The sequence below is a fragment of the Lentibacillus songyuanensis genome (assembly GCF_039548255.1).
Lineage (GTDB): Bacteria > Bacillota > Bacilli > Bacillales > Amphibacillaceae > Lentibacillus_C > Lentibacillus_C songyuanensis.
In genome coordinates this window covers 69155-84869 of the sequence record NZ_JBCLVH010000010.1, presented here as the reverse complement: position 1 = coordinate 84869, position 15715 = coordinate 69155, and the positions used below count along the sequence as shown (strand labels likewise).

The following is a 15715-nucleotide window of genomic DNA, read 5'->3' as shown; positions in this document are numbered from 1 at the left end:
ACGTTGTTCGTTAAAACAGTAAATTCTTATCTTTTGACGATGTGAATTTCATAAAGAGCATTACGGATAAAAGAACCAATAACATAAGTAAAATAGATAGTGCTGCTCCTAATTGCCAGTTCATTTCAACCAAGAAGGAATCACGGATGACATTTCCAACCATGACCAGCTTGTTACCTCCCAATAGATCAGCAACAACAAACACACTGATTGCCGGAACAAACGTCATAATGAATCCGGCAATAATACCTGGAAATGTTAAAGGTAAAGTTACTTTGAAAAATGTTTTTACCGGATTTGCCCCTAAGTCTTCCGCTGCCTCTAGATAAGATTGATCCAATTGTTCAATAGATGAATAGATTGGCAATATCATAAAGGGCAGGAAACCATAAACTAAACCGATAATAATGGCAAATGGTGTGTATAACATTTTAATCGGCTCGTCGATAATTCCGAAATTCAATAAAATATTATTGATTACTCCGCCATCATTTAGAAGAGCATTCCATGAATAGAGGCGAACAACCAAGTTTGACCAAAAGGGAATCATAACTAGGAACAACAGAATATTTTTTCCCTTATCAACACGTGCGATGAAATATGCAAACGGATAGGCCATCAATAGACATATAATAGAGGCTACCAACGCCCATGCGACCGATTGCCAAATAATACTTAAATAAAAGGAACTAAACGCTAACTTGTATGAGGAAAGGCTGAATTCGAAAATTGTTCCCCCATAACCATCACTAATCGTAAAACTAATCACAACAATCATCGCCACAGGAATTACCAAAAACAAAAGCAACCAAAGTAGACTTGGTGATAATAGTGAATATGCGAGTTTAAGATTTTTTACCATATCTGTCTCCTTTCTACTTCTTTGTCTGCGTCATCCGCTTTCCAACAACGAGAACCATAATGACAATGAAAATAATCATAATGGTTGAAAGTGCATTAATTTCTGGTGAGACACCTTTACGAACCATTGAATAAATCAAAACAGGTAACGTACTTGAACCAGGACCTGTATTAAAAAAGGCAATTACAAATTCATCAAGCGATATGGTAAACGCCATCAGCGAGCCGGCAAGAACCCCTGGGAAAATCAATGGAAATGTAACCTTCCAAAATGTTTGCCAGCTATTGGCACCAAGATCTTTAGCAGCTTCCTCCAATGACGAATCAAATCCATATAACCGAGCTACTACTACCAACATCACGTACGATGTGGTAATCACCACATGACCCGGAATGACTGTGGCAACCCCCAATGTAACATGTAGCCAGCCATATAGGGCTAGCAGGGAAACCCCGACCACAATATCCGGGATAACAACTGGGATATAAAATAAGAAATTCGTCATTTGCTTCCCGAAAAACTTGTAGCGATGAATGGCAAGTGCTGCCAACGTTCCTAAGACACTTGCAATAACAGTTGTGATGACGGTGACAATAATACTGTTCTTTAACGCATTTAATATTTGCTCGTCATGAATCAATTTGAAATACCAGTCAAACGTAAAACCAGTCCACACTGTCCCCAGCTTGGAATCATTAAATGAAAATATCATCAGCACAATCATTGGGATATAAAAGAAAAGGAATACAAGCAATGTATAGATAAACAATATTCTTTTCGTTTTAACTCTCACTTTTTTTCACCCACCTTCTAACAAAACAATAACCTTATTAAGTGAGGGGTTCCGACGCACTCAGATGTGCTAATGCAGGCGAAGGCATAAGGACGTGACGGTTTTAGCCTGCCCTTCCGCCCCCACTTAATAGAGGAACAAAGGCTAAGTTCTCAGGTATCTGAGTTGAAATGCCTTTGTGACCTGCATCGTGCAGGCTGAGAACAGAATCGGACCTTTGTCATGCAGTTGACTCCCATTTATCTTTTTTGGTTTCATCCAGTGGGAATCTTACTGCCCGTTAAGAGTGGAATAAATATGATTTATTCCATATTTTCACCATTACTTGGCTCTTACTTCTTGCCACGTACGATTCATCATCTGTAACTTTTCAGGTTTTAAATCCCTATAATATTGTGCATTATCCGGTATTTCTGGATATGAATTCGGATTATTCTTCACTTCATCTGTCATCTCATCTTTTGCAGCTTCATTTGGATTACTACTTGGTGTATTTTCGGACAACTTCGCACTTATTTTCGCATCTAATACAAAGTTGATAAATACTTCAGCAGTATATTTATGTTTGGATGATTTCGGAATAACCAAATTATCGACCCAAACAGTTCCACCTTCTTTAGGCATCACAAATTTAATATCAGGATTGTCCTTATAGGCTCTGGCAGCAGAATCATTATAAGTGTGAGAAATCCATGCTGTTCCATTTACTAAATCGGCATCTGGTTCTGAGCTGTATCGAAGGATACTAGGATTTAACTCCATTAATTCTTTTTTAGCTTCTTCTAAATTGTCTTCATCTGGTTTATTAGCGTCATATCCTAATTTTTGTAGCGCCATTGTTAGCGACTCTCGAGAATCATTTTGTATCGTTACATGACCTTTATATTTGGGATCCCAAAGATCTTCATAACTGGTTGGCTTTTCCACTTTTTTCTCGTTATAGGCGATTCCCTCCGTTCCAAACATATAAGGAACAGAATATTTCTTTTTGTCCTTACCAGGGTCGTATTCAGGGTTTTGCAAATCCTCTTTGATATTTTCAAAGTTTGGTATATTGTCCATGTCTAGTTCTGCAAGAAGATCCTGGTTAATCATTCTTTCAACGATATAATCAGTTGGAACAACGACATCATATGGAACATTTGCCTTGTTTAACTTGGTCAGCATCTCCTGATTGGAAGTGAACGTATCATAGACCACTTTCACACCATATTCCTTTTCAAAATTTTTGATGACATCCTCATCACCATAGCCACCCCAATTAAAAAAGTACAATTCATCGGCAAGCTCTTGATCTCCAGAGTCTGCTGCGGCATCATCGGAAGAACCACATGCAGTTAAACTAATAACCAACAAACCTAACAGGACCATCCAGAACATTTTTTTCATCCATAAATCCTCCAATTCGTTTTGATTCGTTAAACTTACCGTAAAATGACAGAATGAGCTGGTTCCCAACTAATTGAGATTTCATTTCCTTTTTGCATATCATCCATTTTTCCATTGGATTCATGAACAACCATTTCTGATCCGTCATTTAGCTCTACAACCACTTTTGTTGTCGTTCCAATATAAATCTTTTCTTTAAATGCTCCGGTTAGAACAAATGGTTCGTTCTGTTTTTCGGACACAATTCCGGTATTTTCCGGCCGAACGGAAATATATACTTCTTCTGCTTCTTTTAGGTCATTGCTTTTTGGTATGAGAACATGTTGGCCAGCAACATTTAATAAAGCATAGTCTCTATCCAGATGATCCACCACCCCCTTGAAGATGTTTGTTTCTCCAATGAAATTGGCTACAAACCGCGTCTTTGGTTTCTCATAAATTTCATTCGGACTGCCCATTTGTTCAATTTTCCCTTTATTCATAACCACGATGCGATCAGACATAGTTAACGCTTCTTCCTGATCGTGGGTTACATAAATGAAGGTTATACCAAGACTCTGTTGTAGACGTTTTAACTCTATTTGCATTTGTTTTCGTAGCTTTAAGTCAAGTGCTCCCAATGGTTCATCAAGCAGTAAAACTTTAGGATTGTTCACTATAGCTCGGGCAATAGCGATCCGTTGTTGCTGACCGCCGCTCAATTGTTTAACACTCCGCCCGCCATAATCCTCCAATTGCACCATATTTAGTGCTTCTTTTACACGTTCTCGTATTTCCTGTTTATTAATCTTTTTCATTTTCAATCCAAATGCAATGTTTTCTGCCACATTCATATGTGGAAACAACGAATAACTTTGAAACACAGTGTTCGCTTCCCGTCTATATGGCTCCACATTGTCAACTTTCTTTTCATCAATCTTTACATAGCCGGAAGTTGGTTTTTCAAATCCCGCAATCATTCGTAATGTTGTCGTTTTCCCACAACCAGACGGACCAAGCAAGGTTAGAAATTCCCCCGCTTTCACGTTTAGATTTAAATCATCAACTGCTCTGTAACCGCCGAATTGTTTTGTAATATTTTCTAATTGAACCATGTAATTTTTCAATTTTCACCCCTCCAAATAAAGTGAAACTTCGTTCAGTGGGGGGTTCGACGCACTCAGATGTGCTAGTGCAGGCGTTGTCACAGGAAGTGACGGTTTTTGCCTGTCCTTTCTCCCCCACTTATACTAAGGAATCCAAGGCTAAGTTCTCAGGCATCTGAGTTGCAACGCCTTTGTGACCTGCATCGTGCAGACTGAGAACAGAATCAGGCCTTTGTCATGCAGTTGACCTCACTTATCTTTTTTAGTTCCACCTTAAAACCTTGAAGTGGGGGGCTTACTCCCCATTAAGGCGGGATAAAACCATTCTCTGCCTAAAACACTTGAAAATTCCATTATTTTTATGCTACTTTCCTATCGTGGAGTGAAAAGAAGCAACTATTTTTCTAAAGGAAGGTAACAAATATCCCCCTTTTTGACAGCGCTTGCAATTTCAATTACCGATTACCCATTACAAATTAAAGAAACACTGTGCTCCACATACAGATTTGTCATTTTCATCAAAGAGAAGCTGTTTTCTCCGCTTCTTCAAAATCAAGGTCAGCCATTTTCCTTTTAAAGAATTTCGTTTGATATAGCATGTAAATAAACCCGATTACTACCCAAACGAGACCTCCAATAAGTGCATCAGCGTGTAGAAAATACCATAAGACTCCAGTTAAACCAGCGCCAATAAGAGGCATGATCAAGTAAGAAAAAATATCTTTTGGTGCTTTATACATTTTCTTTCGGAACACAAAATGGGAGACAACGGATAAATTAACAAATGTAAAGGCAATCAATGCGCCAAAATTAATAACAGCAGAAATTAATTCCAAACTAGGGGATATTGCAAGTAACGATACTGCGCCAACCAATATAACTGAGAAGATCGGGGTTCTGGATGTTGGATGGACGTACCCAAAGAATTTTCTTGGCAATACACCATTTCGCCCCATAACATATATCAAACGAGAAACACTTGCATGTGAAGCAAGTCCAGAAGCTGTAGTCGCCGCAAATCCACCAGCCACAAATAGTATTTTGAAGAGTGTTCCACCGAGATATAAACCTATCTCAGGTAATGGGTCATCAACTACTTTAAAAACGGATACGTCAGGAAACAATGCTTGTGTGAAATGACCACAAACAAAAAAGATACCTCCGCCGATGAGTACTGTCAGCATAATCGCTTTCGGCATAATGTTAGTATTTTTAGCTTCTTCTGTATACATTGTAATGGCGTCAAAACCAATGAACGAAAAGCACACAACCGTTGCACCTGTTAAAACAGCGGTTAACTGTACATTGGAATGGAATAACGGTTCTGTTGTCATAATTGTTCCTTGCCCCATCCCTTGAGATAATTTAATAAAGGCAAGAACAATAAAAGCTAAAATTAAAGTGGATACAAAAACAATAAGAATGGAATTTAAACTGGAGGTTTTTCCCATACCCCAAATATTGATTCCTGTCACCACAATGACATAACTAACTACCCAAATCCATGCTGGTACCTCTGGAAAAAAAGATACCATGTAAATGCGAATGATCAATGCATTAACCATTGGAAGAAGTAAGTAATCCAATAGGGCTGCCCAACCGACCATAAAACCAAGGTAAGGATTCATCGTTTCTCTTGTATACGTATAGGCTGAACCTGCACTGGGAAACTCTTGTACCATTTTTCCATAGCTAACGGCGGTAAATAACATGACGATTAATGCCGCTACATATGCAAGCGGAACAACTCCATTTGTTTCTTTTGAAACAATCCCGAATGTATCAAATACCACTGTCGGGGTCATATAACCTAAACCAAGCCCGACAATCGCCCAAAGGCCCAGCGAACGCTTTAGCGTACTTTTTTCCGCCATATACCTACTCTCCTTATATCGGAAATTTTTCAGGCATTACTTTGAAAGTCGTACCAAGTTTTAACAAGAATGAATTCCTATGTCCTGTTCGTTATACTTAAAGCCTCCTTCTTGGTTTGATAATTATAATAATTACAATGATTGCAACTTTTATGCCAACCCTGTATTCACTGTTTCAAACGATTTTGTATCACAATTTTATGAAATAATGCATACTCTAATCATTTATGCATAAAACAACGCTCTGCTCAATTTTTAAGAAATAACCTTCTTATAACTAGAGCGCCTTGACACTTTGTCAAAGACGCCCATTTTTGTTGCATATGGTAATTATTTTGAAAAAATAATGTATATATAGAACTTACGTAGCTATTCATCTTTTCATTAACATATCTTAAATCGATACATATGAAGAAACGCATAACTACAATTAACATCAATCCTCGTTACGATGCTTAATAGGAAATTTATCAAGTGGACTAATTTTAATGAATGCGAAAAGGGGAAACTCACTTTTTACCAGCCCACGAAAGATGAACGTTTCTTCTCTTATATTCTAATGGATCCACATTTTATCAGAACTTCTTGAACTTGCTTTAATGAACCTTTGCAAAATCAATACTTAGGTAAGCTATGCTATCCTCCCCAATCACTGCATACCACCCGATTAGTATAACTTCAAGTATTTCATAATTTACTCAAGTTTCGGACATGATAAATAAACTTCGCCCCTTGGTATCAGTAAAGATTTCATTATCAAGCTACACCAGGAATAAGCAGCGGTTTTTGCAAATAACTAGGTAACTTGCTGAAAAACCGATCAAAAAATTACTGCGACAAACCAAAACCTTCATCAAATGGTTAAAAACAAACTATTTAGGGAGGATCTTTATTATCGTCTAAATGTTGTATCCATTCAGGTCCCTTCATTAAGGGAGAGGATAGATGATATCCCCCTATTAATTTATTATTTTTTTGATTCTTTCAAGAAAAGATATCAGAAATCTTCCAACTAAGCGAAGATGTGATTGATAAACTTAAACATTATCGCTGGCCGGGGAATATTCGAGAATTGGAAAATATGATTGAATATTTGGTAGTGACTGCTAAATCAAATACCATAGAAGCTAATGCCCTTCCAGACAAGGTATTATATGAAAATCAATATATGAAGGAGGCTTATAATTTAGGGGAGCATAACCTTACAGATTATTTAGAGGAAATAGAGAAAGAAACAATAAAAAACGCTAAAACAGAGCATAAGTCTACTAGAAAGGCAGCTAAATCACTTGGTATTACACAATCTGCCTATGTAAGACGGTTAAAAAAGTATCATCTTTAAATGAATCGATTATGACTCGTTCACATTAAAACCTTATGAGAAAGTATAATTTTAGCCATGAATTTTTGAACATATACCATTTTATCCCTCCTTAACGGGCAGTAAGACCCCCCACTTCAAGATTTTGAGGGGCAACTAAAAAAGATAAGTGGGGGTAAACTGCATGACAAAGGTCCGATTCTGTTCTCAATCTGCAGGACGCAGGTCACAAAGGCGCTGCAACTCAGACGTTCGAGTTCTTAGCCTTTGTTCCTCTATGCAGTGGGGGAGAAAGGGAAACCCCACTGCATGAAGTTTCACTTTATTATGGTACAGAACTTGCATTAAAATGTTAAAAGGAGGAATTCCATTGGTATCAACAATAGATAACAAGCCCAAACAAGATGGATTCAGAATGCCGGGTGAATTTGAACAGCATCAAGGTACTTGGATGCTATGGCCCACCCGAACCGATACATGGAGAGCGGGAGCAAAACCGGCACAACAAGCATATGTAGAAGTTGCAAAGGCAATCGCACAATTCGAAACCGTTACCGTTGGTGTAGGAACTGACCAATTTGAACATGCACGTGCACGTTTGCCTAACCATATTCGGGTAGTTGAGATTTCATCGAATGATGCCTGGATACGCGATATCGGACCAACATTTATTAAAAATGATCATGGAGAAGTTCGCGGAATAGATTGGAAGTTTAATGCATGGGGAGGGCTGGATGAAGGATTATATTTTCCTTGGGATCAGGATGCACTAGTAAAACAAAAAGTATTGGAAATCGAACAAATTCATCGATATGATGCCTTTGATATCGTGTTAGAAGGTGGAGCAATTACAGTCGATGGTGAGGGTACACTGATCACCACCGAACAATGCCTATTGAATCCAAATCGAAACCCTAATTTGTCCAAGCAAGCGATTGAGGAAAAGCTTCGCGACTATTTAAACATTGATAAAGTTATTTGGCTAAAGGATGGTCTAGTTGGTGATGAAACAGATGGACATGTCGATGAAGTTATATTTTTTGCCCGACCTGGAGAGCTTGTAATAGGCTGGACAGACGATCCCAAACATCCACAATATGATGTATTGCATCAGGCTTACCAACAATTAATGAAGGAAACCGATGCAAAAGGAAGAAATTTTACAATCCACAAAATACAACTTCCAAAACAAATCGTATTAACTAAAGAGGAAAGCCAGCAAATCGACATGAACGCAACCAGTTATGATCGTTCACCTAATGATACATTTATTGCGACATATATTAATTGTTATATCTGTAATGGTGGGGTCGTTATACCCGTTTTTCATGATCCACAAGACGAAATTGCTATCAACACGTTTAAAGAGATATTTCCCGATCGTGAAGTTGTCCCCGTTTATACACGGGAAATTTCCGTTGGTGGCGGGAATATCCACTGTATTACCCAGCAGCAGCCGTTACCGTAGTAAAGGCAAGGAGTTGCTCCTTGCCTTTGATTCAATCTCGTTTTCAGAAAAAGTAAAACATAAAAAGGTTCCACCATACATAAAGTGAAACTTCATTAAGTGGGGGATTTCGACGAACGCAGACGTTCTAATGCAGGCATCGCCACAGGACGTGGTGTTCCTAGCCTACCCTTCCTTCCCCACGTAATGTTAGTGAAGAGAATAGGACCAGTTTACTCCCACTAATCTTTTTTGGTTTCACCTTAAACCCATGAAGTGGGAGTCTTACTGCCCGTTAAAAGTGGGATAAAATTACGATGTGATCTCTACTTCATCAATTGATTCCTCAAATGATAATTCAGGTGGTTGCTTCTTAAACATCCTAGTTAGATACATTAAATAAATGCATCCAATAATTAACCAACTAATCCCTAACAGGAAGGCGAATTTACTTAAGCTAGTCCATAACCAAATACATAATATTACTCCTATTAACGGAAGTAATAAATAAAGTATAAAGTCTTTAAATGTGCGTTTCCTGTTTCTTACGTAAAAATGGGCAAACACTGATATATGCACAAAGGTAAAAGCAGAAAGTGCCCCAAAACTAATAAAAGAAGAAACTGTTTCTAAACTAAATAATAAAGCTGACAACGCTACAACCCCCACGATAATTGTGTTAAATACAGGGGTTCGATATTTTGAATAAAGGTATCCAAATATTTTTTTGGGAAGAATTGTATCTCGCCCCATCGCATATAACAATCTTGATACACTTGCATGCGAGCTTGTAGCTGAGGCAAAACAACCTAAGATATAAGCAGTCAAGAAAAAGGATTTAAATAAAGTTCCACCAAGAAATGCCGCAACTTCTAAACCAGCGGAGTCTGGATCCTTAAACGACATATAGTCAGGAAATACAAGTTGACCAAGGTAAGAAATAATGATGAATAATAAACCACCAATAATCGTAACTAGAAAGATTGCCTTTGGTATTATTTTTTTGGCATTAATAGTTTCCTCAGACAATGTTGAAACAGCATCAAAGCCTAAAAATGAGAGACATAAAATTGCAGCCCCTCCAAAAACGGGAGAAGATGAACCCTCGGGGTTAAAAAATGGTAATGTTGAGAAAAGGGTCCCTGCACCTTCACCACTTAAAAGTCCTTTAACGGAGAGAATGATAAATAAAGCAACAAAGATAATCTGAAAAGAAATCAAAGTGAAATTCACTCCTGCAACAACCCTGATACCTCTAACATTAACAATTGTTACAATCATGATCGCTAGTATTAGCCAAAACCACACTGGAATTGCCGGGAATTCAGCATTTAAGTATATTCCAATAACTAAGTAGTTGATCATTGGCAAAAACAGATAATCTAATAATAAAACCCACCCAACAAAAAAACCAATATGTGGATTAAGTGATTTTTGAGCGTATGTATAGGCGGAACCAGCATATGGATAGGCTCTAACCATCCGCCCATAACTAAAGGATGTAAACAACATAGTAAGCAGAGTTACAACATAAGCCATTGGCAGCATCCCTTTCGTTAATTGGGATACAATTCCGTAAGTAGTAAATACGGTTAAAGGAACCATATAGGCCAATCCAAATAATACGACAGGTAATAATGTAAGTACTTTTCTAAACTCTGTATCGGATTTCATTACACTCACCTTCCTGAATTTTTATCCCCCCTCTTAGCGGGCAGTAAGAGTGGGATAAAAATACCCATATTCCTCTGGCAATGGTTCCTTCACGTTCATAACCATTTCACTTGTCTAAAATTCACGGGCTGAGGAAACAATAGTTGCTCCTGATTCTTTATATTACTCATCGATGAAGCTGCTGGACCCGTCCCCCGCACTTGTTTCTACAACACCTTCATGTCCTGCTTGTTTCAGAGTATCCATCCTGCAGGGGTGATGGCAATGAGAATTTCATATTTTTTCTATGGGATTCCAATTCGCATATTTATCGTCCTGCCTTCAGTTATTTATCTTTGAAATATGGTTTAGAAAGTGTTCATTCAGATCAAGAGAAAGCTGTTCTCCACTTTTTCGTAATTATTATTATCCAATGAATTCCCGATCCGAAGAAATGCTTGCCTTTTCGATAGGTTAATAATGATAGAAAAGACTGTTTCCATTCTGCGATGTTCTGGTGCACGGTTATTTTCGAAATGATTAATCGAATTAGGAGCATTAAATTCATCAGATAGCCAACGCTCAAATAACTGCTCGTTAATCACTTCTTTATTTGTGATACTTGTTTGCATTAGCTGCTCAGCTCTCTTTTTACGAAGTGCTGAATCATCAAATTTAAATTCATTTCTGTCCTCTAAATTTTTCTTGATTTCATTGGAACAAATATGATTCGTATGGACTAATGTTCCATTATCTCCCCCGACATAATCCAATCCAAATGGAGAAACCTCTGCATTAACCGCCATGCCATTTCCGTCTCCTTGATCATATCCAATCAGGAAACTAGCAGCAGATGCCATTTGTCCTCCTTTCACCTTGGATATGGCTTTTGTTAGAGAATTAGAGTTTAGCACCGCCCTCAAACCCAGATGAATAGGAACCTCATTAGACTTTTTATCCGTGATTAGGGCATTAAAGCAAATTCCTACGCCCGCAGAATTAAATCCAATCTTTCCTATGATTCCGCCTTCTGTGACCATTGTTATCGCCGGATTAGCTTTACTCTGTATATCTAGTAAAAGCAGACTTCTTTTTTGTGAGGCCTTCCAATCCCAATTTTGGCCAATAATCGTGTCAGATATGATTGGATTCATAACCGCCATGGCAGTACATCCATCAGAAAATGCCTTCCCTTTATATCCGGTTAGTGCAATCTCACTGCGGGCATTTAGAGCAAGAATATCGGCAAATTCCACACCTGCCCCATCCGCAATCCCTTCCATTTCCTCTATCATCTCTGGATCATATCGTTCAATTGCTTTCAAATGGACCTGTGCCCGTTCTTTGGCTTCAGACCACGTAATATTCTGATAGCCGTGAAATAATGTTTCATATGTTTCCAGACTGTGATGAACCTCTTGTTTAGCCTGGCTGCCATGTTCATAACCGATTTCCTTTGCAGAACCTCGCAGTTGCAGTTTTTTAATCATCTGTTTCCTCCATTCGTCTTGTCTGATAAATATTAATTTATCTTTTCCTTAAATGCTGTAAGTGACTCATCGATGATCCCGATCATTTTGTCAATTTCCTCTTTATTAATCACTAATGGTGGTGCAATAGCAACCCGGAACGTTCCTATTGGTCGGAGAATAAGCTTGCGATCGAAGCATTCATCCACAACCGTGGAAGCTGCATTCAGTGACGCATCAAAATAGTCACCAGTCTCCGGATTGAACACTTCCAGTGCAGCTAACAGACCAATTGTCCGGCAGTTTCGTACGATATCGTGCTTCTCCTCTAAATAGGAAAGTCCTTTCTGTAATTCCTTCTCCATTTGTTGTACATTCTTTACAACATTTTCTCGCTCTAATATCTCAATGTTTTTCAATCCAACAGCACATGCAGTCGGATGCCCACTATAGGTGAACCCATGGGCAAAAACACCATCAAAATTCACAATTTGTTTTCTTACTTCATCACTAATCATTACGCCACCGAGTTGCGAATAACCACTGGTAACTCCTTTTGCAAAACACATTAAATCAGGCACAACACCCCAATGTTCTATGCCAAACATTCTTCCGGTTCGGCCAAATCCACAAATCACTTCATCCGCAATAAACAAAATATCGAATTCATCACAAAGTGACTGAACTGCTTTTAAATAGCCTTCAGGAGGGATATTCACGCCGCCTGCGCCTTGTACCGTTTCCACAATAATGGCAGCAATGGTATCTGCCCCCTCTTTTTCGATCAGTTCACGAATCGAATCCGCATAATTGGGATCACTTTTATCCCCTAACTCACAGTTGGTTAGATGTGCCTTTGCATGAATAAATCCTTCTACACTGGTTCCAGCAAATTCATGTGTTGAAGGAATACCAGTTGCACTTTGTGCTGCCTGGGTTACCCCATGATAACCATCCTTTAATGCAATAATTTTCTTTTTTTCTAGCTTTCCCTTTTGTGCCCAGTAAAAACGAGATACTTTGAAAGCGGTGTCATTCGATTCCGAACCACCTGACGTAAAGAATACTGCATTTAAATCTCCTGGGGCAATCGAAGCAAGTTTTTCAGCAAGTCTAATCGTCGGCTCACTAGAGAAACCTTTAAAGGCTGAAGAATAAGCTATTTTTAACATTTGCTCTCTAGCTGTCTCAGCCAGTTCCGTTTGCCCATGCCCCAAATTCACATTCCATAACATCGACATGCCATCTATATAAGCTTCCCCCGTTGCATTATATGCATAAATGCCCTTACCTTCCGAAAAGATAATACCAGGTCCGTTTTCCGCCACATCTTTTGGTGCTGACGTTGGGTGAATGAAATGTTTTTTATCTAGTTCCGTAAGTTCACTAGCTTTTGATTTAGCAATATTCGAGTTCATAAAATAACCTCCTGCTTTTTATATTCTATTTATTTAAACTTGCAAATCTTATGCCAATATTTAATTATATTATTAGAAAACACACTAATATGTTGTTATAAAAGAATTTTAAATATATGATGCATCATATTTTCCCAAGTCATCGTGATGAATAGTTACAAAAACTATGCATCAACGCATACACTTATTATAGAGTGCATAAAAGACAGCTTATCTGTTACTAACAAGCTGCCTTTCCATGCTTACTCGCACTCCAATATTTTTTTATATTTACGACTGACGGCGGACTGACTAATGCCTAGTGCCTTCGCTGCCTTTGTCGTTGTCTTATATTTTTTCATTGCTAGCATAATTAACTGCTCTTCCACATCTTCCTTCGCTTCACTTAACGGGATAATTCTTGAAATCATTGGCCTTGACCGCTTGACCTCTCCAGTAATCATAAATTGTCCAACAAAGTCTTCATTGATCACATCTTCATCTGCCGTCACAAATAAACGCTCAATTAGGTTCTGCAATTCACGAATATTACCCGGCCACGAATAATTTTCTAATAAGTTCAATGCACCGGGTGAGAAATGATAGTTTTTGTCGTATCGCCGGTTCAACGATTGCAGCGTATGATAAGCTAACAAAGGTATATCCTCCGGTCGTTCACATAAAGGCGGTACATGAATCGGAATGACATTAATTCGATAATATAAATCCTCACGAAAACTTCCTTTTTCAACCAGCTGCTTTAAGTCCTTATTGGTTGCTGCAACGATTTGTACATTGATAGGAATCGGGGTAACGCTTCCAATTGGCACCACTTCATTTTCTTGCAGTACCCTTAACAATTTCACCTGCAGCGAAAACGGCATATCACCAATCTCATCAAGAAACAGGACACCACCGTTCGCCTGCTCAAAATATCCTTGCTTTCCCCTTACATCCGCACCGGTAAATGCCCCTCTCGCATAGCCAAACAATTCACTTTCCAGTAAATTTTCTGGTATTGAGCCACAGTTGATCGTTAAAAATGGCTTTGCAGAGCGATTACTTTCGGTATGTATGGCCCGGGCAATTAATTCCTTTCCTACTCCCGATTCCCCCTGGATTAACACCGTTGAAGAGAAACTCGCTATCTTTTCAATTTGAATCATGATCTTTTGCATTTTAGCACTGCAATAAATGATATCTTTAGAAGGATCAGTTTTATTCTTTAATCGTGAAAGCTCCTGCTTGTACCGCTGCGTTATTTCTTTGGTTTGCTGTAGTTCGGTCTTCAGCTTTGTATTTTCCGTTATGTCCCTGGAAGCAATCACCACCCGCATTAATCCCCCGTAATCATTAAAAATGGGATTACCAATGGCGAGTATTTTCTTTCCAGTATTGGTTTCCTGCACAATGGATACCTTCTCTTTCCTTTCAAGCACCATTCTTGTTACAGAAGGGGAAAAATGACCTTTTTCTTCTAATTCCAATATATTTTTCCCAACTAACTGATGTAGATCTTCTAACCAAAAATCCCGAATATAATTATCACTATGTCTTATCAATGTGCCCCGATGATCAACAACTAACAGTTCATCATAAATCGTAGAAAGAATCGCGTTGAGATCCCGATTTAAGTTTTTTACTGTCTCCATTTCCATGGCCATATCCTCCACCATCGGCAAGTCTTGCACGATGATAATAGCACCGTCTACCTTTCCGTCTGAATGCTCAATCGGACTATAATCAACCAATACCCCCATTTTATCGGTAATATGGATTTGGTTTAATATGGTCTTCCCAGAAGAGAATACTTGTTGCAAATGTTCGCCATTAAATATACTGCCTGCATTCGCTCCCATTACTTTATCCACAGTAGATCGAATCATTTGTAATCCTGAATCATTACAATTAACAACCTTTTGCTGATGATCAACGACAAATATCCCCATCGGTATTGACGCAAGCAACACCTTCAATATATTAATATTATGATTATCACGAAACATTTCGACGAGCATATCTTCCCTTCTGAGATAGCCCACCAATTCATGATGGTCATCATGCACTAGCACAATTGGTTCACCTAAAATTTGAAAAATATAGGGTACAGAAATGGTTTGATTCGGATTGAACACGCCAATTTTTTCAATGGAAATTGCATTGGAAAGGATTTGCTCCATGTTTAAATCCTGGCTCGTTATTTCTTGAGTCGTCAATCTTTTGAGATCAACATAGGCATATACATGATCGTTATTCGATAAAAATAAATATGGATCATGATGGTCAACTAGCTTCCTAGAACCCACCTCCCCCTGTAAGGTACCTTCTACTGTAACAATAGGTCGTAGCTTATCAAAAATTGTTTGGCTCATTCATGGACCCCCTTTTTCACAAGCAATTCTATGTATTCCCCATTATAGCAAAT

Annotated in this window: 12 protein-coding genes; 3 read left to right on the top strand and 9 right to left on the bottom strand. The window is 38.4% G+C overall.

All coding sequences use genetic code 11. The features are described 5' to 3' along the window. Nucleotides 1-10: 10 nt before the first annotated feature. From WMZ97_RS11765 to WMZ97_RS11745, 5 genes are all read right to left on the bottom strand, one after another. Nucleotides 11-862 (bottom strand): ABC transporter permease, encoded by an 852-nt coding sequence (locus WMZ97_RS11765; RefSeq protein WP_343272281.1) that lies wholly within the window; start codon nucleotides 860-862, stop codon nucleotides 11-13. 13 nt (nucleotides 863-875) lie between these two features. Then, on the bottom strand, nucleotides 876-1655 hold the full coding sequence (locus WMZ97_RS11760; protein ID WP_343272280.1) for an ABC transporter permease: 780 nt from the start codon (nucleotides 1653-1655) through the stop codon (nucleotides 876-878). 321 nt (nucleotides 1656-1976) lie between these two features. Continuing rightward, entirely contained in the window at nucleotides 1977-3044 is a 1068-nt protein-coding gene (locus tag WMZ97_RS11755; RefSeq protein WP_343272279.1) for an ABC transporter substrate-binding protein, read from the bottom strand. A gap of 35 nt (nucleotides 3045-3079) precedes the next feature. Next, nucleotides 3080-4150 carry an ABC transporter ATP-binding protein gene (locus tag WMZ97_RS11750; protein ID WP_343272278.1) on the bottom strand — a complete coding sequence of 357 codons (1071 nt, stop codon included), beginning with the start codon at nucleotides 4148-4150 and terminating at the stop codon, nucleotides 3080-3082. Nucleotides 4151-4647: 497 nt separating this feature from the next. Continuing rightward, a complete protein-coding gene (locus tag WMZ97_RS11745) occupies nucleotides 4648-6003 on the bottom strand; it encodes an APC family permease (protein WP_343272277.1) in 1356 nt (451 codons plus the stop codon). Nucleotides 6004-6830: 827 nt separating this feature from the next. On the opposite strand from WMZ97_RS11745, the gene WMZ97_RS21925 reads away from it, so the two are divergent. The 3 genes from WMZ97_RS21925 (at nucleotide 6831) to aguA (ending at nucleotide 8792) form a co-directional block, all read left to right on the top strand. Continuing rightward, nucleotides 6831-7019: a sigma 54-interacting transcriptional regulator gene (locus WMZ97_RS21925; protein ID WP_405027688.1), complete on the top strand. Its 189-nt coding sequence runs from the start codon at nucleotides 6831-6833 to the stop codon at nucleotides 7017-7019. After that, nucleotides 6998-7345 (top strand): hypothetical protein, encoded by a 348-nt coding sequence (locus WMZ97_RS11740; RefSeq protein ID WP_449826326.1) that lies wholly within the window; start codon nucleotides 6998-7000, stop codon nucleotides 7343-7345. Before WMZ97_RS21925 ends, WMZ97_RS11740 begins: the two co-directional genes overlap by 22 nt. A 349-nt stretch (nucleotides 7346-7694) precedes the next feature. Beyond that, on the top strand, nucleotides 7695-8792 hold the full coding sequence (aguA, locus tag WMZ97_RS11735) for an agmatine deiminase (RefSeq protein ID WP_343272276.1): 1098 nt from the start codon (nucleotides 7695-7697) through the stop codon (nucleotides 8790-8792). 291 nt (nucleotides 8793-9083) lie between these two features. Here aguA and WMZ97_RS11730 read toward each other — a convergent pair whose 3' ends face one another. From WMZ97_RS11730 to WMZ97_RS11715, 4 genes are all read right to left on the bottom strand, one after another. Next, entirely contained in the window at nucleotides 9084-10445 is a 1362-nt protein-coding gene (locus tag WMZ97_RS11730) for an APC family permease (RefSeq protein ID WP_343272275.1), read from the bottom strand. A gap of 362 nt (nucleotides 10446-10807) precedes the next feature. Further along, nucleotides 10808-11914, bottom strand: a complete 1107-nt coding sequence (locus WMZ97_RS11725) for a C45 family peptidase (RefSeq protein ID WP_343272274.1) — start codon at nucleotides 11912-11914, stop codon at nucleotides 10808-10810. A 32-nt stretch (nucleotides 11915-11946) separates the two neighbouring features. Then, nucleotides 11947-13311 carry an aminotransferase family protein gene (locus WMZ97_RS11720; protein WP_343272273.1) on the bottom strand — a complete coding sequence of 455 codons (1365 nt, stop codon included), beginning with the start codon at nucleotides 13309-13311 and terminating at the stop codon, nucleotides 11947-11949. A gap of 242 nt (nucleotides 13312-13553) precedes the next feature. Then, on the bottom strand, nucleotides 13554-15662 hold the full coding sequence (locus tag WMZ97_RS11715) for a sigma 54-interacting transcriptional regulator (protein WP_343272272.1): 2109 nt from the start codon (nucleotides 15660-15662) through the stop codon (nucleotides 13554-13556). Between the last annotated feature and the right edge of the window lie 53 nt (nucleotides 15663-15715).